This is a genomic window from Vibrio gelatinilyticus (genome assembly GCF_022836845.1).
Classification (GTDB): domain Bacteria; phylum Pseudomonadota; class Gammaproteobacteria; order Enterobacterales; family Vibrionaceae; genus Vibrio; species Vibrio gelatinilyticus.
In genome coordinates, this window is sequence record NZ_JAJNNZ010000001.1 from 37734 (window position 1) to 55765 (window position 18032).

Here is an 18032-nt window from a genome sequence, read left to right on the forward strand (position 1 = left end):
GACGATGATTCAGAACAAACCCGCCATTGTTTTAATTCTCAGAAATAACGAAAAGTTGTTAAAAATCATGACTTAGTCGATATTTTGTAGAAAATTACCTTTAAATAGTGAGAGCTATTCACCTAACATCGCTCAGTCAGCCACTAAAGATAACCAAATAGTAACAATATGCGATTTTCAATAACCTCTAAATTACTTATCACTCTCTCGGTGGTATTTGGTGTCGTCGTGATATCGTCTACTGCATACCAATATAATCAACAAAAGGAACTGGTTTTTTCGATATTAAGTGAGCAATTACATGATAAAGCTAGTAACTACTTTGATAGTTTGAACATGATGATGATCACTGGAACCATGGCTCAAAAGGAAACTCTCAGACAAAAAGCACTGGCTCAAGAAAGTATCGAAGACGTTCGAGTACTTAGGGGTAATGCAGTAACAAAGCTCTATGGTGCAGGCCTAAAGGGCCAATCGCCTGTTGACGATATTGACCGCCGTGCTCTTTCGGGTGAAACAGTGATCGAGCCTATTAACGCCGCCTGGGGACAAGGTGTCGTCATCGCTTTACCAATGAAAGCCAGTGACAATTATCGTGGTACCAACTGCATTAGTTGCCACATGACAGAAGAAGGCGAAGTGCTTGGCGCTATTCGAATCGAATACAACCTCAATCATGTCAACTCATTAATAAACCAAAGAACCTTCATAGCCATTGCAATTATGGTGGCCATTGCCCTACTCGGCTATTTATCAACGCTGCTTATTACTCGCCGCTTTATCGTTGGACCAATTCAGAGAACTTCTCGCTATATGGCTGCGGTGAGTCAAAATCAGGACCTATCACAAAAACTCCATATAAACCAAAATGATGAGATCGGAGATCTTGCAACAGATATCGACACTTTTATCGATTCAGTATCAACAAGTTTACACCACGTTCAAGAGACCTCCCATCAGCTCAGTCACAGTGCCGTACAATTAACCCAAATCGCTGAATACACTGATAGCACGGCAAATCAACAACTTAATGAAACATCAGATGTTCAGTCTCATGTTGAACAAGTCAATAACCAGCAAAAGCAAGTTGATCAAGCGACAGAAAAAGCATCAGAATTAATGGCGCACACCAACGATTTGACTCAGCAAAGCGCCCAAAAAGCGACCACTGTGAGTGAAGAAATTCGATCCCTCGTGGCTGAAATCGACAGTGTGGCAAGTGATATCTGTCAGCTAAATTCACAAACTCAAGACGTATCGAACATACTTGATGTCATTAAGGGAATTGCTGACCAAACCAATTTGCTTGCGCTAAATGCGGCCATTGAAGCTGCTCGAGCCGGTGAACAAGGCAGAGGCTTTGCTGTTGTTGCCGATGAGGTTAGACAGCTCGCTAGCCGCACAACAGATGCAACCAGTGATATAGAAACTATTCTTTCTCAGTTTAAACAGGACAGCGACGGAGCACTGAGCTCGGTAGAAAACGTCTCCAAGCGAGCCCATCAAGGTTCAAACGAAGTCTACGCGCTCGCCGATCGCATGAATCAAGTCAACGACGAAATTCAACGGACCACTGCACTTGCAAGCGATGTGCAACAGCAAACTCACACGACTTCAGTATTAAATAATGAGGTGAGCAAAAAAGCTGACACCATTACCCGACATGCTAACGAGACCTCCAATTCGGCATCTAGAGCACATAAAATTAGCGTCGATTTAGAGCAGCTCTCACTCCGGCTTGAGTCATTACTTAACCAATTTGTCCTTTCAAACCATAATAAAGGTTGAAGAGAGAAATTTGACAGGTAATATGTCACCCTGAAAATGAAAAATTATTGGCAACCCAACACTATGTCGAAAAAACAAACAGTGTTGGGTTGTGCTTTTACCTCTATGGAGAATATACACAACATGACTTACGCGCCTGTAACAGACGTACTAAGCGGTAAATTAGCTGTCGACAGTGAAGTCACTGTACGCGGCTGGATCCGTTCACGTCGTGATTCCAAAGCCGGAATCTCTTTCCTTGCCATTTACGACGGCTCTTGTTTCGACCCGATTCAGGCCGTGGTCCCTAATAATCTTAATAATTACGACGAAGAAGTTCTGAAGCTAACAACGGGTTGCTCTGTTGAAGTCACAGGAACTATCGTTGAGTCTCCAGCAAAAGGTCAAGATTTTGAACTTGCAGCGACAGACGTTAAAGTGGTTGGTTGGGTTGAAGACGCTGACACTTACCCAATGGCGAAAACGCGTCACTCTATCGAGTATCTTCGTGAAGTGGCCCATCTTCGCCCGCGCACTAACGTGATCGGTGCTGTTGCTCGTGTACGCAACTGCCTATCTCAAGCGATTCACCGCTTTTACCATGAGCAGGGCTTCTTCTGGACTTCTGCACCGCTGATTACAGCTTCGGATGCTGAAGGCGCAGGTGAAATGTTCCGCGTATCAACGCTAGACATGGAAAACCTTCCTCTAACAGACAAAGGTCAAGTCGATTACAACGAAGATTTCTTCGGTAAAGAGACCTTCCTAACCGTATCTGGTCAACTTAATGCTGAAGCTTACGCTTGTGCACTAAGCAAAGTATACACATTCGGCCCAACATTCCGTGCTGAAAACTCAAACACCAGCCGTCACTTAGCTGAGTTTTGGATGGTTGAACCTGAAGTTGCGTTTGCTGACCTTGACGATGTAGCGAAACTTGCAGAAGACATGCTTAAGTATGTTTTCAAAGCCGTACTAGCAGAACGCCGTGATGACCTTGAGTTCTTTGCTCAACGTATCGACAAACAAGCTATTTCACGTTTAGAGCAATTTGTAGACGCTGATTTCGCACAGGTGGACTACACAGACGCAATCCAAATCCTGCTTGATTCTGGCAAAAAATTTGAGTTTGACGTTGAGTGGGGCATCGACATGTCTTCTGAGCATGAACGTTACCTAGCTGAAGAGCACTTCAAAGCGCCGGTTATCGTTAAGAACTACCCGAAAGATATTAAAGCTTTCTACATGCGTTTAAACGATGATGGCAAAACCGTTGCAGCAATGGACGTTCTAGCCCCTGGCATTGGTGAAATCATTGGTGGTGCACAGCGTGAAGAACGTTTAGATATTCTTGATGAGCGTATGGTTGCGATGGGTATCGACCCTGAGCACATGAGCTGGTACCGTGATTTACGTCGTTACGGCACCGTTCCTCACGCAGGCTTTGGTCTTGGCTTCGAGCGTCTAGTCTCTTATGTTACAGGTATGGGCAACGTACGTGACGTGATCCCATTCCCACGTACCCCAAGAAGTGCAAACTTCTAAAACAATTTCTACTATTAAAAGGCCACCCTTGGGTGGCCTTTTTTTATTCCAAATTTATTACCTCTGCATTGTGCCATCACTGTTGCAGCTTGTTGATTGCCTAACTATATTTTTAATGTACTTCATTAAAATGGAAGGTACTCATATGACTAAGTACAATGAAACTCACATCGACTATCACGGCGAAAGCAACGGAGTACATCGTTGGAGTGGCCCAAACGGACAGCCTTGCTTCTGGCATCCGGATTGGCTCCACATTGCTGAAGATTCTATGGGAATTTATCCTAAAGAACCGCTTGAATTAGAAGAAGGGGAAGAAGCAACCAAAGAACATGCTACCGCGGCCATCGTCAAACACATTAATAAGCAAAAAGATGAAGACTAAGGATTCATGATAACGATTACAAATGAGGCGGTGATTATTCTCCGCCTCTTTAGTGGCATAGATCTAACTACTTATCTTATATAAATACGGCATTAACGTCCTTTTCTGTTTCAAATCAAAATAAATTTCGCTTTTCTTCTCTATTGTGGTTGTAACCCTCAACAGCGAGAGGTATAAATAACCTGTTGTATGTATTGTACTTGGTCATCTTTTACCCCTTCAATTAACATGGATGAAGATTATGTTTGAAAAAGTTGTAGCAGCCCCAGCGGACCCGATTCTTGGCCTGACTGAAGAATTTAAACAAGACACTCGCTCGGATAAAATTAACCTTGGTGTTGGCATTTACAAAAATGAGAATGGCGAAACCCCCGTTCTTAAAACGGTAAAAAAAGCAGAAGCTGCACTTTTAGAAACAGAGAAAACCAAGTCTTATCTTACAATTGAAGGCACCGCAGAATACGGATTGGCTGTACAAAAACTTCTTTTTGGCGATGATTCTGATATCGTCACTCAAAAACGCGCAAAAACAGCGCAAGCACCCGGTGGAACAGGCGCTCTGCGTGTAGCCGGTGAGTTCATTAAGCGCCAACTAGGCGACGTAAAGATCTGGATCAGCAACCCAACTTGGGCTAACCACAACGGCGTATTTTCTGCAGCCGGTATTGAGACAGCTCAATACCGTTATTATGATGCAGAAACGAAAGACAAAGATTTTGCTGGCATGATGGCGGATCTGGAGCAAGCATCCGCGGGTGACATCGTACTACTGCATGGATGTTGTCATAACCCTACTGGCATCGACCCTACTCTGGAAGAATGGCAAGTTCTTGCACAACTAGTGGCTGATAAGGGCCTAGTGCCACTTTTCGATTTCGCTTACCAAGGTTTTGCTAAAGGCGTAGAAGAAGACGCTCAAGGCTTGCGTATTTTTGCACAATTCAACAATGAAATTTTAGTGGCAAGTTCGTTCTCTAAAAACTTTGGTCTGTATAACGAGCGTGTGGGTGCATTTACGTTAGTTGCTACAGATGAGCAAGTCGCGACAACGGCATTCTCACAGGTGAAAAGCATTATTCGTTCTATTTATTCGAACCCTCCTGCTCATGGTAGTGCTGTGGTGACTCACATCCTAAACAACGTAGAACTGCGCGCTGAATGGGAACAAGAAGTGGCAGAGATGCGCGACCGCATCCAAGAAATGCGCGAATTGTTCGTATCTACACTCAAAGCAGAAGGCGTGAACGCTGACTTTAGTTTTATTGAACGTCAAAATGGCATGTTCTCATTCTCTGGCCTTTCTAAAGAACAAGTGACTCGCCTGAAAGAAGAGTTTGGTATCTACATTGTTGGTTCTGGTCGCATTAGTGTTGCTGGAATGACGAAGTCAAATATGAACCCATTATGTAAAGGCATCGCAGCTGTGCTGTAACAGCTGCTATTACATTGAAAATAAAGGCCAGTTTTACTGGCCTTTTTTGTACTCAAATCACGCCATGTAGTAGTATTGAAAGTAGATATCGTTTCCAATAAGGCTTTCCATGGACGTAGAACTGGTCGAGATTCAGAACTTTCTCGCAACACACCCTCCCTTCGATGAGTTACCGGAAGAAACACTGGCTTACGTAACAAAAAGTGTCGAGATTTCCTATTTCCGTGAAGATACTCCCATCATCCATTTTGGGGATGATATTCAAGATCTTTATATGGTTCGAAGTGGCGTCGTTGAAATTTACCGTCGTAAAGGTGAACTTTACAATCGGCTAGATGAAGGTGATATCTTTGGCCAAATGGGACTACTGACTAATAATAAAGTTCGTTTCCCCGCTAAAGCAACGGAAGACTCGCTGGTTTATTGTATCCCTGCTGATGTCTTTCAAGAGTTGTATGACGGCTTTGATTCCTTTGCTGACTTTGTTGAAGTCGAAGACAGTGTGCGACTTAGGCAGACCATTTCAACGAACTCTGAATCCAATGACCTTACGACATCGAAAGTTAGAACATTACTCACCAGAGACGCGCCTATCATCGAAAAACAGTGTTCTATCCAGCAAGCAGCCATGACCATGGCTGATGAACAAGTGTCTTCACTGCTAGTGATCGATCCTGAGATTGTCGAAGAAGACGATGATGACAGTTCACCGGTCATAGGTATCATCACCGACCGTGATCTCTGTACTCGCGTAATAGCACAAGGCCTTGACCCCCAGGGGCCAGTCAGTGATGTCATGTCAAGCGATGTTATTTCGCTTGATCACAATGCGTATGTGTATGAAGCGATGCTGACGATGTTACGCTATAACGTTCATCACCTCCCAGTGCTTAAAAACAAAAAGCCACTTGGCATCATCGAAACCACTGACATTGTTCGTTATGAATCACAAAATTCACTGCTGCTCGTCAGCAGCATATACCAACAACAATCCGTTGATGAATTGCAAGTGCTGTCTGAACAGGTAAAAGACAGTTTTGTGCGTTTGGTGAATGAGGACGCGAACTCCCACATGGTTGGCTCCGCAATGTCGGTTATCGGTCGCAGCTTTAAACAGCGAATTATTGAACTTGCAGAAGAGGAACTCGGGCGCCCTCCACTTCCTTATTGTTTTGTTGCCTTGGGTTCAATGGGCCGCGATGAACAGTTATTAGTGACCGATCAAGATAACGCCATTATTCTTGATAACGATTATAACGAGAAAGAACACGGCGAGTACTTTGCCTCTCTGGCTAAGTTTGTATGTGACGCTCTCGCTAAATGCGGCTACCACTACTGTACAGGCGATATTATGGCCACCAATCCGATGTGGCGCATGACGCGTAAGGAATGGGAAGAATGTTTCGCTGATTGGATAGACGATCCAAACCCAAAAGCCCTGCTTAACGCTTCAATTTTTTTCGATCTAGATGGCGTCTATGGGCGATTAAAATGGGCAGAGCAACTTAACGGATTTATCATACGACGTGCACGCAAGAATAACCGTTTTTTAGCTTGCCTGGCCCGAAATGCGCTCAATCGAAAGCCACCCCTTGGTTTCTTTAAGGACTTTGTTATGGAAAAAGATGGTCAGCATAACAATTCCATAAACCTAAAACGTCGAGGCACAGCGCCACTGGCTGATCTCATTCGTGTCCATGCTCTCGCCGTTGGTTCACGCTCAAAGAACTCCTTCGAACGACTGGACGACATTATGGATGCTGGGATTTTGCCTAAAGGAAGGGCAAAAGATCTCAAAGATGCTATGGAGTTCATCTCGATGGTCCGAATCCGCCATCAAGCCTACGATGTCGAGCAACATATTGATCCAGATAACAATATTGAGCCAGAGAATCTATCGGATTTTGAACGCCGCAACCTTAAGGATGCATTCCAAATCTTAAGTAACGGTCAAAACTTTTTGAAATTCCGCTACCAAGCCAGCAACAGCTTTAAGTAGGTAGCATGATTAAACGTTTATTCCAAACCCCAAGAATACCGTGGCCAAACAAATTTGCGTCTTTGGCTCATCAGGCTAAAGATCATCGTCTTGTAGACTATTATCAGTGCGGCGTGATGCCCGGTAATACGCCTCTCAAAGACATTGAGTTTGTTGCGTTAGACATAGAAACTACAGGCTTAGACCCTGAAAGTGATGGTATTGTTTCGATAGGCACTGTCCCTTTCAGCCTATCGCGTATACGTTTAGGCAAAGCCCAACATTGGACCGTGCGCCCAAAAGCAAAGCTCGAAGAAGGGTCCGTTGTCATTCACGGCATCACCCACAATGACATTGTTGATGCTCCGAAACTCAATGACATTCTCGAAGAAGTGCTTTCAGCGCTATCAGGTAAGATTGTCGTCGTTCACTATCGGCGAATAGAGCGGGAATTTCTAAACAACGCACTCGATAGAATGATAGGTGAAGGAATAGAATTCCCTGTTTTAGACACCCTACAAATCGAGTCTGACTACCAGAAAAAAGCCAGTAGCGGCATCATTAATAGGATAAAAGGCAAAGTGGCAGATTCTGTTCGTCTTGGCCAAACTCGAAGACGGTATGGGCTTCCTGATTACCCACCCCATAATGCATTAACGGATGCAATAGCCACCGCCGAGTTACTGCAGGCTCAAGTGTCTTACCACTTTAGCCCCGATACGGATATAGAGGATTTGTGGTTATAATTCTGCCGATGCTAAAAGCTAAGAAGATATTAATCGCCAATCCTTAATAATTTTGCAAGTCTAATTTCTTTTGCAAGTCTGTGACCTCTTACAAAAGATCGCTCGCTTGCAAAACAAAGCCATCGCTTAGCACTATAAAAAAACCACCTTAGTATTCTAAGGTGGTTTTTTAATTAACTGACCTAACTCATCGAGAAAGCCGTTACCTGTATTTTTCTTCCGTTCTCATACCCATCAGAAGGCTGACACACATAAGCAACAAAATAATAGTGAACGGTAGAGCTGTCGAAATCGCGCCAGCTTGCAGTGCCTGAATGGCTTCACTACCACCAATCCAAAGCAATGCTACCGCAATCGCACCTTCCATAAACGCCCAGAAAACGCGCTGAGTAACAGGTGCATCGACTTTACCACCAGCCGTGATGCTGTCGATAACCAATGAGCCTGAATCAGATGACGTAATAAAGAAAACCAGTACAAGAACGATAGCAATCATCGACAATACAGTGCCAAATGGCAGTGCATCGAACATTTCAAACATTGCTAGTGGTACGTCTCGTAGACCATGTTCACCTAGTGTACCCACTTGATTAATCACTTGATCAATGGCCAAGCCACCGAATACTGACATCCAAACAATAGTCACCACTGTTGGTACAATTAGCACGGCTGTAATGAATTGGCGAATCGTGCGACCCTTAGACACACGCGCAATGAACATACCTACAAATGGGGACCATGAGATCCACCATGCCCAATAGAATACTGTCCAGCCGTGCATCCATGCTTCATCTTCACGACCATGCGGGTTGCTCAATGGAATGATATTTTCCACGTAAGCCATAAAGGTTGTTGGTATAGAGCCAAAAGTCACTGCGTACGCAATAAGCGCAACCATAATGAGGAGAACAAATGCGACAACCATGTTGACGTTACTAATGACTTTAACACCGCCATCAATACCACGAATAACTGATACCACAGCCAAAAGAGTCACAACAGCAATAACCGCAATTTGCAGCCCCATGCCCGATTCCAACCCAAAGACATGATGAATACCACTTGCTGCTTGTTGTGCACCTAAACCTAAAGACGTTGCAAGCCCAAACAACGTTGCAAGTACCGCGAGAATATCGACGATGTGTCCTGGCCAGCCCCACGCTCTATCGCCCAAAATAGGATAGAAAATCGAGCGTATCGACAGTGGTAACCCTTTATTGTAGGTAAAGAATGCGAGTGACAGTGCCACTACCGCATAGATAGCCCATGGGTGAAGACCCCAGTGGAACATCACAGCGCCCATTGCTAAGCTTTTCGCTTCTTCGGTATTTGCAGCGACATTCAGTGGTGTTTCATACCATCCCGTGAAGTACGCTACTGGTTCTGCAACGCTCCAGAACATCAAACCAATACCCATACCTGCTGCAAAAAGCATTGCTAACCAAGACATAAATGAGAAGTCAGCTGTCGCCTCATTGCCGCCCAGGCGAATTTTACCGAAAGGCGAAACCACTAACGCTAAACAGAAAACGACAAAAATATTACCAGACCACATAAACAGCCAATCAAAACTATTAATGATCTGCCATTTAATACCGTCGAGTGTCGCTTTTGCCGTTTCAGCATCAACGATCACTGTGAGCAATAAAAATAAAGCGATGAAACCCGCACTAAATCCAAACACAGGATTATGTACATCAAAACCCCATTTTTGAACGTTATCTTGGCCAATAGTATAGTCCGTACTGTCGATACTATACTTGTCAATTCCTTTGGTCATATCCCCTCTCTTGTTGACACAAGAACTAATAAAAAAACACCACTCAATGTGAGTGGTAAACAATTTCCTTCCCCTTAAGGGGCAGTCACTTGTGTTGAATATCTTGTTTAGTTTAACAAATTCTGAGAGTTTTTCCCAAATTTAGAGAAAAATGTCCTAATTTTTAGAGTAAAAAATCTTTAATATTCTGCCTCAAATATGCCAATAGCTTCACACCATTCCACGATCAATCGCATACTTGGCTAACTCGGCAGTAGAATGCAGATCAAGCTTATGTTTGATGTTCTGTCGGTGGGTTTCAACAGTGCGATAACTGATGTTTAAATACAGTGCTATTTTCTTACTACTGTTGCCTTGAGCGACCATTTTCAGAACCGCTTCTTCACGACGACTTAACGGATTAACCTTTGCTCGTGCTGAGTTAATTGGCTGAGAAAACAGTGTTTGAGTGACCGATTCACAGAAATAGGTTGAACCCTGTTTCACCGTTTTTATTGCCTGCACCATTTTATCTGCAGAAATTTCTTTTAACATGTAGCCTACCGCACCAGCCTGCATGACCTTCATTATGTACTCGCGATTATCATGCATGGTAAGCATAAGTACCTTAACTTCTGGTGCATCTTCTTTTAACAGCTCGGTGGCTTCGATTCCGTTCATAATTGGCATACTAACATCCATCAAAACCACATCTGGTTGATGTAACTTTACAACCTCAATCGCCTCTAGACCATTAGACGCTGTTGCGACCACATCAATATCTAGTTCACGTTCTAGCCGAGCTGAAAATCCTTCAAGTACTACTTGATGATCATCCACAATCACCACTCGAATAGCTTTACTCATCGCATCGCTCCCTTTAGGTCAAGTAACACCGTTATTTCTGTACCAGAATCGTAATCGCTCATAATTTCAAATTCGGCACCAATAAATTCGACACGCTCGCGCATATTTCGCAATCCTATCCCTTTTCTTTTTATTGCATTATTCACATCAAAACCCACACCATCGTCTCGCACCAACAATTGCAACACATCACCAAATTGCTGTAGATACACATCGACCTTGCTGGCATTCGCGTGTTTTTCAATGTTATTGAGCGACTCTTGGACGACTCGATATAATGTCGTGGCAATCTCAGATTTCAACTTTCCTGGTTGAGTATCCAATATGATTTCGGTTTCCGATTTAGAGTACGCCTTAAAGTCTTGCAGCAAAGTAGTCAGAGCCGCCTCAAGTCCAATATCATCTAGCGCACTTGGACGCAGGTTGTGGGAGATACGTCGAACTTCCGTTATCGCCTTGGACAACGAACTTTGTGATTTATCTAAGTGAGCCTGACACAATACTCCCCCCTCTTGTTGGCCCAGTAACTCTAAATGACATTTGGCCGACACTAGGAGCTGATTCACACCGTCATGCAACTCCCTCGCAAGATGCTTCTTCTCATCTTCTTGGAACATGACCGTTTTGTGAGCAAGCTCTTTTAGGTTTCTGTCGGCGAGTTTGTGCTCATGCCAATTAATTGCAAGAGTCAACACGATAATGACAGCGACGGTGACGGCTAAGATAACCACGATAGAAAAAACGGTTGTTTGTATATTATTGTTGATTTCAGTACGTAACGCTTGTACTTCTCTACCTACATCTTCTATGTAGAGTCCGGTTCCTACCATCCACTCCCATTCTTCAAGCCATGATGCATAACTAAGCTTTGGAACGACTTCGCCACTTGAGGGCTTTTGCCATTTGTATTCATGTACGCCTCCACCGGATTGAGCTTGGAATAGCAAAGCCTCAATCAGGTAGTCACCATCTTGGTCTTGGAGTTTTAATAAGTTTCGCCCAACCAGACTTGGTAAAATAGGATGGACGAGGTTGGTACCATGTTTGTCGTAGACAAAAAAGTAACCATCGGCGCCAAAGCGCAATTGGGTAAGGATCTGTTTCACCTGGTTTTGAGCAGTATCTTTGTCAAGAAATGGGTCATTATAGATATGAGAAATAGCGGCGAATGCGATCTCCACCGAATCCTTAAGAGCAGATTCTTTGGATTCAATCAGGCTTTCTCTAAAAATTTTTATTTCGTTTTCGCCAAGTGCCTTGGCTTGATGCAATGTTATCCAACCAATACTCGCTGTCACGATCATAACAGGCAAAATAGTGAGTAATATAAGCTTAGCTTTGAGGGGCATTTATCCTTCCCAAATAGGCAATAAAGAAAAAGGGTATGCCCAAAAGACACACCCTCTACCCTATCAATTTGCGCTACATTTTAACAACGTTTACATCACATTAAGTAGCTTCACATTCCATACAATTCTGGGAACATCAGCAGTGATGCAAGGACAACCACCTGAATAGCAATAAATGGCATTACACCGCGATAAATATCCCTTGTTGTCACACCGTTGGGTGCGACGCCTTTTAAGTAAAATAAACTAAAGCCAAACGGAGGCGTTAAAAAGGACGTTTGTAAATTCATCGCGATCAGGATGGCAAACCAAGTCATATTGATGCCCATCAACTCTGCAACTGGCGCAATCATTGGAACGATAATAAAACAGATTTCAACGAAGTCGATAAAGAAACCAAGAATAAGGATTACTAACATTGTAATAATTAGAAAGCCCCACTTTTCACCCGGTAGCTCTAACATCCACTCTTCAACGAGCATGTCGCCACCTGTGTAAGTAAACGCCATCGAAAACGCGGTTGCACCCAGCAATATAGCGAAAACCATAGCGGTAACTTTCACCGTTTCTTTAGCGGCATCATAGACCATTCTGAAACTAAATTGCTTGTAAAGCAGCGCTAGAACGATAGCGCCTGCGCCACCCAAAGCCGCAGATTCTGTTGGCGTGGCGACGCCAGCAAAGATAGAGCCCAATACCACAATGATCAACGCCAATGGCGGAACGACCGCTTTCAGTGCTTTTCTGACTTCTTGGGAGCGTGAGATGGATTCATCACGAGGGATAACTTGCGCACTCTCTGGGTTCAGTTTGGCATAAATAAGGATATAGACAATATAAGCACCCACCAGCATGAGTCCTGGCCATATCGCTGCTTGAAATAAATCCCCGACAGGAACGCCTAATACATCCCCAAGTAAAATTAAAACGATGGAAGGCGGAATGATCTGACCTAGCGTGCCCGACGCGCAAATCGTGCCGCAGGCAAGCCCCTTATCATAATTGTACTTGAGCATCACCGGAAGAGAGATGAGTCCCATTGCAACAACGGATGCACCAACAACCCCTGTAGAAGCGGCTAACAGCGCACCAACAAGGACGGTAGATATTGCGATCCCTCCCTTTACACCACCAAAAAGGCGCCCCATGGATTCAAGCAATTGCTCTGCGAGCCTCGTTTTCTGTAGCACCAAGCCCATAAAGACGAACAGAGGAACCGCCATTAAGACTGTGTTCTCCATAATTGATTGAATTCGATAAGGCATAAAGGCGAACATTTCTATCCCCTCGGCCCAGACACCAAATATCAAAGCAATACCACCAAATGTAAACGCAACTGGAAATCCTAGTAACAGCGCAAACAAGGCAACAATAAACATGACTATACCGATCATATGAAACTTCCTTATTCTTGAGAATCGGTTGACTTCGCGTAAAGCAAATGAGGATTGAAGATTTTATTTAGTGAGTGCAGTACTAAACCAACACCGCTAACAGCCATAAAGAAAAATGAAATTGGAATCATAGATTTGATGACCCAACGGTAAGGCAACCCACCTGGATCTCCTGAAGTTTCACCTAGAGCATAACTTTCTTTCGCAAAGTCGATACCAAACCAAGCAACCAGCAAACAGAATGGGAAAAGAAACACAAAAGTACCAATAAGATCGATGACCGCTCTGGCCTTGACCGACAAACGCTCATAGAAGACATCAACTCTTACATGTCCACCGGCTTTCAGGGCGTAAGGCACACCAAGTAAAAATACGGCAGAGAACAGATGCCACTCCATTTCTTGAAAGCCTATCGATACATCATTAAAGGCATATCGCATAACCACGTCGTACACGACATTAGCTAACAATAAAATGAACAAAATGCTAGACAGCCAACCTAAAAAGTCCGCTATACGATTGAACAATCGCTCTATATAAATAAGGCTTCTCATTCCTAACTCCATGGAATTTCAAAGGTCTCCACTAAAGCAATGAGTTACTATAGCGGAGGAAAAGTGTTGAGCTAGACAATACACACTATTGTCTAGCTCCAGTCTTTAGGTTGCGGGGTTATTGAGCTTGGCTGTTTAAGTAAGCTCGGTGTGAAATATCAGTCCATGAACGAACCTGCTTAAGATAACTCGCTTGTGACTCCTGAATTTCTTTAGCTAAAGCGTCTTTCTTTGCATATTCTGCGAGTAAGCGATCGTTGGCATCTTTTAGTGCTACCATGACCTCTACTGGGAAGTCTTTCACTTGCACGTTAGGGTATTCTGACTTAATAGAAACCCAGTTCTTACCGCTCTCATGAGTCGCCTGTGTATACATATCATAAGCGGCCGTACGCATTGCTACGCGTAGAATCTCTCGTAAGTCAGCAGGAAGCTTTTCCCAAGTTCTCTTGTTGACCAGGAATTGAAGCTCTGAGCCAGGCTCATGCCAACCGGTGTAGTAGTAGGGTGCAATTTTGTGAAAGCCCATACGCAAGTCTAGTGAAGGACCTACCCACTCTAGTGCATCGATAGTGCGTCGTTCTAGAGACGTATAAAGCTCACCCGGTGCGATATTGGTTGGTTTGGCACCTAACTCTGCAAGTATCTCTCCCGCAAAACCTGGAATACGCATCTTCAGACCTTGCAGGTCTTCTACGCTATTGATTTCTTTTTGAAACCAGCCACCCATTTGAATATCCGTGTTACCTCCAGGGAATGACATAAGGTTATGAGGAGAATACACCTGCTCCATTAACTCCATGCCACCACCATGATAGAACCATGCGTATTGCTCAGCTGGCGTCATACCGAAAGGCATTGATGTGAAGTAGAGAGTGTTTGGTACCTTACCCTTCCAATAGTATGAGCCTGAATGCCCCATATCGTATTGACCAGATTTAACCATATCGAAAACACCTAAAGGTGCTTTGTGTTTGTTCGCTGAATCGATACGAATTTTGAGACGCCCGTTAGACATTTCTTCTGCCATTTTTGCCATGTTTTTCGTAGCATCACCAAATACAGGGAAGTTTGGTCCCCACGTCTCGGCCAATTTGAGGCGGTAAACTTTATCTGCAGCGTTTGCATTTCCAGCAACGAAAGCAAAACACGTCGCGGCAACAATTGCAGTGCTCTTTAAGACACGTTTCACTGATGTATTTATTAGACTCATTATTCAGTTCCTTGAGTAAGTTCTTATTTGGAGCAACTTTCAGATACCCCAACTTTCACGTTCTTAATCACTATGGTGTAAGCCCCGCGTCATAGAAATTCGTGTGAGCACGCAAAGAAAAGAAACCTCAGCACCGGACCGAGACTTTTGTACTACGTATTACCACGTAGTACAAAAAAGGAAATATATTATTTTTATCTATATTTCAATTAGATGAGAAAATCATATTAAGAATAAGCAACGTATATTGAACTACGTATTAACCGTGAAGTGCGCATCACATAAAGGATACAAAACTGAGAAGTAGATCCACTATTTTGACTTTTCAACGTCAGAAGTGAAGGTTTCAACAATGTCTAATGAGCCTCGAGCTGGCAGGATCAAAAAAGCTCCTTTAAAAAAGGAGCTTTTTCGAAACACTGAAGGTAATGAATTACAGAGACTTGTAAATCACTTTGTTACCCGCAAGCTGTTCTTTTGCGACTAGGCCTTCTTCAAGTAGCTTTTTCAAAGCACCTGTTGCCCAAGAAGCTGCTTTAGCGTCTTCTTGACCAGCTTCGAGGCCTATCCCTTTAGGGTTGATGCCATCAGCGTACTTAGCAACGATGTCGAGGACTTGTTGCTGTTTAGGAGTTAGGGCTACATCAACTTTTTTTGTCGTAGTTGCTGTTTCAACAACAGGAGCTTTCGCGGCAACAGGTTTTACTGTGTTTGTCGCAGCTGCTGTTTTTGCAACTACCGCTTTAATACGCTTTTGCAGTTTTGCCTGCACTTTGCGCTTATGAGCAAGTCTCATTGAGTTTCTCTCCAATTCACTGCGATACAGCAGTGGTCTAAATTTGAAGCGCGATTTATACCAAAATTTTGATGAGTTTTGTAGAGCCTTGACACTTTGCCATTCGAAAAATGCAGACTTTGTTCACTATCGACTAAAATTTAAACAAACATTCCACTCATTTTCTGTGCGACAAATATTAAGTTGTGCTTATATGGTATGAAGTATGGAAACAAGGCATTTATACAATCAACCCAATTTCATGGCGGCTAGTTACCGCATGATATTCATTGCTTTGAGTACTATAGGCAGCTTATTGATCCTGATAAGTTTGCCCACGCTAAAAGTTGGCTTAGTTGCGGTGATCTGTTTTCTATCTGTGATCAGCTTCTTAGTCTTCACCCTCATCAAAGGGCGAGTCATTCTCACGTTAACCTCGAGCCATTTACAGCAACATTTTTATAAAGGTGGTTGGGTCGTTCGCTGGAATGACGTACACAGTGTGGGTCCTTGTACGCATCAACAGGACGGATGGCACAGACCTCTGCCCTGGGTTGGAATTCGCCTAAACGACTATCAGCCCTATCTCGATTCGATTTGCCCTCGGATTGCCACGGACATCTTATTAAATCAAAGAGCTCTGCTTTATGTAGGCGCTCGTCAAACAGCACCTAAGCTTAATTTTGAAGACATTGTTTTAGATTCGACTCCCTATACCCACCTTTCAGGAAAAGTGTATACCGGATTATCTGCCATGCTGGCTAATCGAATGACCTTTCAAAGAGAGTTTTTTGGCTTTGATATTTTTATTGCTGAGGGGGATCTAGATAGGAGTGCTGATGAATTTATTGGACTTGCCCGCCGCTACTTAGCAGCGGCGGAGCGAGAACGGTAGGAATACCGACTAGTACAGTGGCATTTCGTCCGCGACAAACGGATTAGACACTCTTTCCGAACCAAATGTAGATTCAGGACCATGCCCCGGTACAAAAGCTACATCGTTGCCTAACGGCCATAGCTTTTGCTTAATTGAATCGATCAATGTGTTGTAATCGCCTTGAGGGAAATCAGTTCGACCAATTCCACCTTTGAATAATACGTCACCGACAAAAGCTTGCTTTGCTTCTGCACTATATAGAACCACGTGGCCCGGTGTATGACCCGGCGTATGAATAACTTGAAGAGTCTGTTGACCGAAGGTCACCGTATCGCCGTCGTCCAACCAACGATTTGGTACAAACGCTTTTGTTAACGGAAAACCAAACATTTGACTTTGGTTTTCTAAACCTTGTAACCAGAAGTTATCCGCTTGATGTGGGCCAACAATATTAGCGTTAAGAGCTTGAGCCAGCGGTTCTGTACCACCCACATGGTCTAAATGCCCATGAGTTAACACCAAAGACTCGACTTTAACACCCAGTTCTTTGATTAGCATTTCGAGTTGTTGTACATCCCCACCCGGATCTATTACAACACCAATCATGGTTTCATCACACCACACGATTGAGCAGTTTTGCGCAAACGAAGTAACCGGAACAACTTGATACTTAAGACTCATACCATACCTGTATTTCTAATTAATTGGCGAGACTATGACATCCATAAGCGCTCTTGACAAGGCTTACCAACGTCTAACAGGGCCAGTATCAATGTGGACAAACTGACTACGAGGATAATACCCGACGCCACCAGCCTGAAGACTTAACGCCGCTTCACGAACATGATTTAATTTTACGCCTTCCAGTCTAAAGTCGATGGCTTGCCCGAGCATGTGATAACTCTTCTTGGCCACGCCATTAGATTTAGACCTTAGAGCTTCATTAGTCGCCGGAGAGCGATAACCAGAAATAATCACTACTTCAGACTCAACATTGAGCAAGCGTTGGATTTGATTAAGCTGATCTAACAAACCTTTATCCATGGCATGGACTTCATTGCGTCGGTGATCTCGACACAGAAAGTCGATACGCGCCAGTTCGCCTTGAATGTAGTCTTTGCCATCAAAATAACAGCTTTCGATAGACTCACCAGTATGAATATTGTTCATCGCTAAATTGCGAGGTCGTGCTGAAGGCATTGCATGGGATAATGAAGGAACCATTGACGCTGTGAGACCGAGTGCTGCCATTTTCATCACATCACGTCGGGAAAAATCTTTTTGAAACATACTGCTCTTTTCATGGGTGGAATACTGCTAAGGCCTGTACCGTACTTGTTTCCACGTTATAGATCAAACGGGAATAAAAACCTAAAGCTATATGACCCGCT

The 18032-nt window shown here is 43.7% G+C and carries 15 protein-coding genes and 1 pseudogene; 7 read left to right on the forward strand and 9 right to left on the reverse strand.

Annotation, left to right across the window (positions count from 1 at the left end; genetic code table 11):
* Nucleotides 1-168: 168 nt before the first annotated feature.
* From LNL84_RS00185 to LNL84_RS00210, 6 genes and pseudogenes are all read left to right on the forward strand, one after another.
* Nucleotides 169-1788, forward strand: a complete 1620-nt coding sequence (locus LNL84_RS00185; RefSeq protein WP_244354078.1) for a methyl-accepting chemotaxis protein — start codon at nucleotides 169-171, stop codon at nucleotides 1786-1788.
* Between the two features lie 123 nt (nucleotides 1789-1911).
* Nucleotides 1912-3312, forward strand: coding sequence for an asparagine--tRNA ligase (gene asnS / locus LNL84_RS00190; RefSeq protein ID WP_244354826.1), 1401 nt, complete (start codon nucleotides 1912-1914; stop codon nucleotides 3310-3312).
* 145 nt (nucleotides 3313-3457) lie between these two features.
* A pseudogene (locus LNL84_RS00195) lies at nucleotides 3458-3676 on the forward strand (hypothetical protein); the annotation flags it as partial.
* Between the two features lie 262 nt (nucleotides 3677-3938).
* Nucleotides 3939-5129 carry an amino acid aminotransferase gene (locus LNL84_RS00200; RefSeq protein WP_244354079.1) on the forward strand — a complete coding sequence of 397 codons (1191 nt, stop codon included), beginning with the start codon at nucleotides 3939-3941 and terminating at the stop codon, nucleotides 5127-5129.
* Nucleotides 5130-5238: 109 nt separating this feature from the next.
* The gene (locus tag LNL84_RS00205) at nucleotides 5239-7128 is read left to right on the forward strand and encodes a DUF294 nucleotidyltransferase-like domain-containing protein (protein WP_244354080.1); all 1890 of its coding nucleotides are present in this window, start codon (nucleotides 5239-5241) and stop codon (nucleotides 7126-7128) included.
* A gap of 8 nt (nucleotides 7129-7136) precedes the next feature.
* A complete protein-coding gene (locus LNL84_RS00210) occupies nucleotides 7137-7853 on the forward strand; it encodes a 3'-5' exonuclease (RefSeq protein ID WP_244354828.1) in 717 nt (238 codons plus the stop codon).
* Nucleotides 7854-8055: 202 nt separating this feature from the next.
* Here LNL84_RS00210 and LNL84_RS00215 read toward each other — a convergent pair whose 3' ends face one another.
* From LNL84_RS00215 to LNL84_RS00245, 7 genes are all read right to left on the reverse strand, one after another.
* Complete coding sequence (locus tag LNL84_RS00215) at nucleotides 8056-9633, reverse strand: BCCT family transporter (RefSeq protein WP_244354081.1); 1578 nt, start codon at nucleotides 9631-9633, stop codon at nucleotides 8056-8058.
* Between the two features lie 210 nt (nucleotides 9634-9843).
* Entirely contained in the window at nucleotides 9844-10479 is a 636-nt protein-coding gene (locus LNL84_RS00220) for a response regulator transcription factor (protein ID WP_244354082.1), read from the reverse strand.
* Nucleotides 10476-11828, reverse strand: a complete 1353-nt coding sequence (locus LNL84_RS00225) for a cache domain-containing protein (protein WP_244354083.1) — start codon at nucleotides 11826-11828, stop codon at nucleotides 10476-10478. The genes LNL84_RS00220 and LNL84_RS00225 overlap by 4 nt, the downstream gene beginning before the upstream one ends.
* 110 nt (nucleotides 11829-11938) lie before the next feature.
* On the reverse strand, nucleotides 11939-13222 hold the full coding sequence (locus LNL84_RS00230) for a TRAP transporter large permease (RefSeq protein ID WP_244354084.1): 1284 nt from the start codon (nucleotides 13220-13222) through the stop codon (nucleotides 11939-11941).
* Between the two features lie 11 nt (nucleotides 13223-13233).
* The gene (locus tag LNL84_RS00235; RefSeq protein WP_244354085.1) at nucleotides 13234-13776 is read right to left on the reverse strand and encodes a TRAP transporter small permease subunit; all 543 of its coding nucleotides are present in this window, start codon (nucleotides 13774-13776) and stop codon (nucleotides 13234-13236) included.
* 118 nt (nucleotides 13777-13894) lie between these two features.
* On the reverse strand, nucleotides 13895-14989 hold the full coding sequence (locus tag LNL84_RS00240; protein WP_244354086.1) for a TRAP transporter substrate-binding protein: 1095 nt from the start codon (nucleotides 14987-14989) through the stop codon (nucleotides 13895-13897).
* A gap of 433 nt (nucleotides 14990-15422) precedes the next feature.
* Nucleotides 15423-15785 carry a MarR family transcriptional regulator gene (locus LNL84_RS00245; RefSeq protein WP_244354087.1) on the reverse strand — a complete coding sequence of 121 codons (363 nt, stop codon included), beginning with the start codon at nucleotides 15783-15785 and terminating at the stop codon, nucleotides 15423-15425.
* A gap of 205 nt (nucleotides 15786-15990) precedes the next feature.
* Between LNL84_RS00245 and LNL84_RS00250 the strand changes: the two genes are divergently transcribed.
* Nucleotides 15991-16659, forward strand: a complete 669-nt coding sequence (locus LNL84_RS00250; protein ID WP_244354088.1) for a DUF2982 domain-containing protein — start codon at nucleotides 15991-15993, stop codon at nucleotides 16657-16659.
* Between the two features lie 9 nt (nucleotides 16660-16668).
* On the opposite strand, the gene LNL84_RS00255 is transcribed toward LNL84_RS00250, so the two are convergent.
* Nucleotides 16669-17322, reverse strand: a complete 654-nt coding sequence (locus LNL84_RS00255) for an MBL fold metallo-hydrolase (protein ID WP_244354089.1) — start codon at nucleotides 17320-17322, stop codon at nucleotides 16669-16671.
* 63 nt (nucleotides 17323-17385) lie between these two features.
* Nucleotides 17386-17931: a peptidoglycan L,D-endopeptidase MepK gene (mepK, locus tag LNL84_RS00260; protein ID WP_244354090.1), complete on the reverse strand. Its 546-nt coding sequence runs from the start codon at nucleotides 17929-17931 to the stop codon at nucleotides 17386-17388.
* Between the last annotated feature and the right edge of the window lie 101 nt (nucleotides 17932-18032).

Coding starts and splice junctions, on each gene's coding strand:
- LNL84_RS00185 (WP_244354078.1), top strand. CDS start 169: ATGCGATTTTCAATAACCTCTAAATTACTTATCACTCTCTCGGTGGTA.
- asnS (WP_244354826.1), top strand. CDS start 1,912: ATGACTTACGCGCCTGTAACAGACGTACTAAGCGGTAAATTAGCTGTC.
- LNL84_RS00200 (WP_244354079.1), top strand. CDS start 3,939: ATGTTTGAAAAAGTTGTAGCAGCCCCAGCGGACCCGATTCTTGGCCTG.
- LNL84_RS00205 (WP_244354080.1), top strand. CDS start 5,239: ATGGACGTAGAACTGGTCGAGATTCAGAACTTTCTCGCAACACACCCT.
- LNL84_RS00215 (WP_244354081.1), bottom strand. CDS start 9,633: ATGACCAAAGGAATTGACAAGTATAGTATCGACAGTACGGACTATACT.
- LNL84_RS00220 (WP_244354082.1), bottom strand. CDS start 10,479: ATGAGTAAAGCTATTCGAGTGGTGATTGTGGATGATCATCAAGTAGTA.
- LNL84_RS00225 (WP_244354083.1), bottom strand. CDS start 11,828: ATGCCCCTCAAAGCTAAGCTTATATTACTCACTATTTTGCCTGTTATG.
- LNL84_RS00230 (WP_244354084.1), bottom strand. CDS start 13,222: ATGATCGGTATAGTCATGTTTATTGTTGCCTTGTTTGCGCTGTTACTA.
- LNL84_RS00235 (WP_244354085.1), bottom strand. CDS start 13,776: ATGAGAAGCCTTATTTATATAGAGCGATTGTTCAATCGTATAGCGGAC.
- LNL84_RS00240 (WP_244354086.1), bottom strand. CDS start 14,989: ATGAGTCTAATAAATACATCAGTGAAACGTGTCTTAAAGAGCACTGCA.
- LNL84_RS00245 (WP_244354087.1), bottom strand. CDS start 15,785: ATGAGACTTGCTCATAAGCGCAAAGTGCAGGCAAAACTGCAAAAGCGT.
- LNL84_RS00250 (WP_244354088.1), top strand. CDS start 15,991: ATGGAAACAAGGCATTTATACAATCAACCCAATTTCATGGCGGCTAGT.
- LNL84_RS00255 (WP_244354089.1), bottom strand. CDS start 17,322: ATGAGTCTTAAGTATCAAGTTGTTCCGGTTACTTCGTTTGCGCAAAAC.
- mepK (WP_244354090.1), bottom strand. CDS start 17,931: ATGTTTCAAAAAGATTTTTCCCGACGTGATGTGATGAAAATGGCAGCA.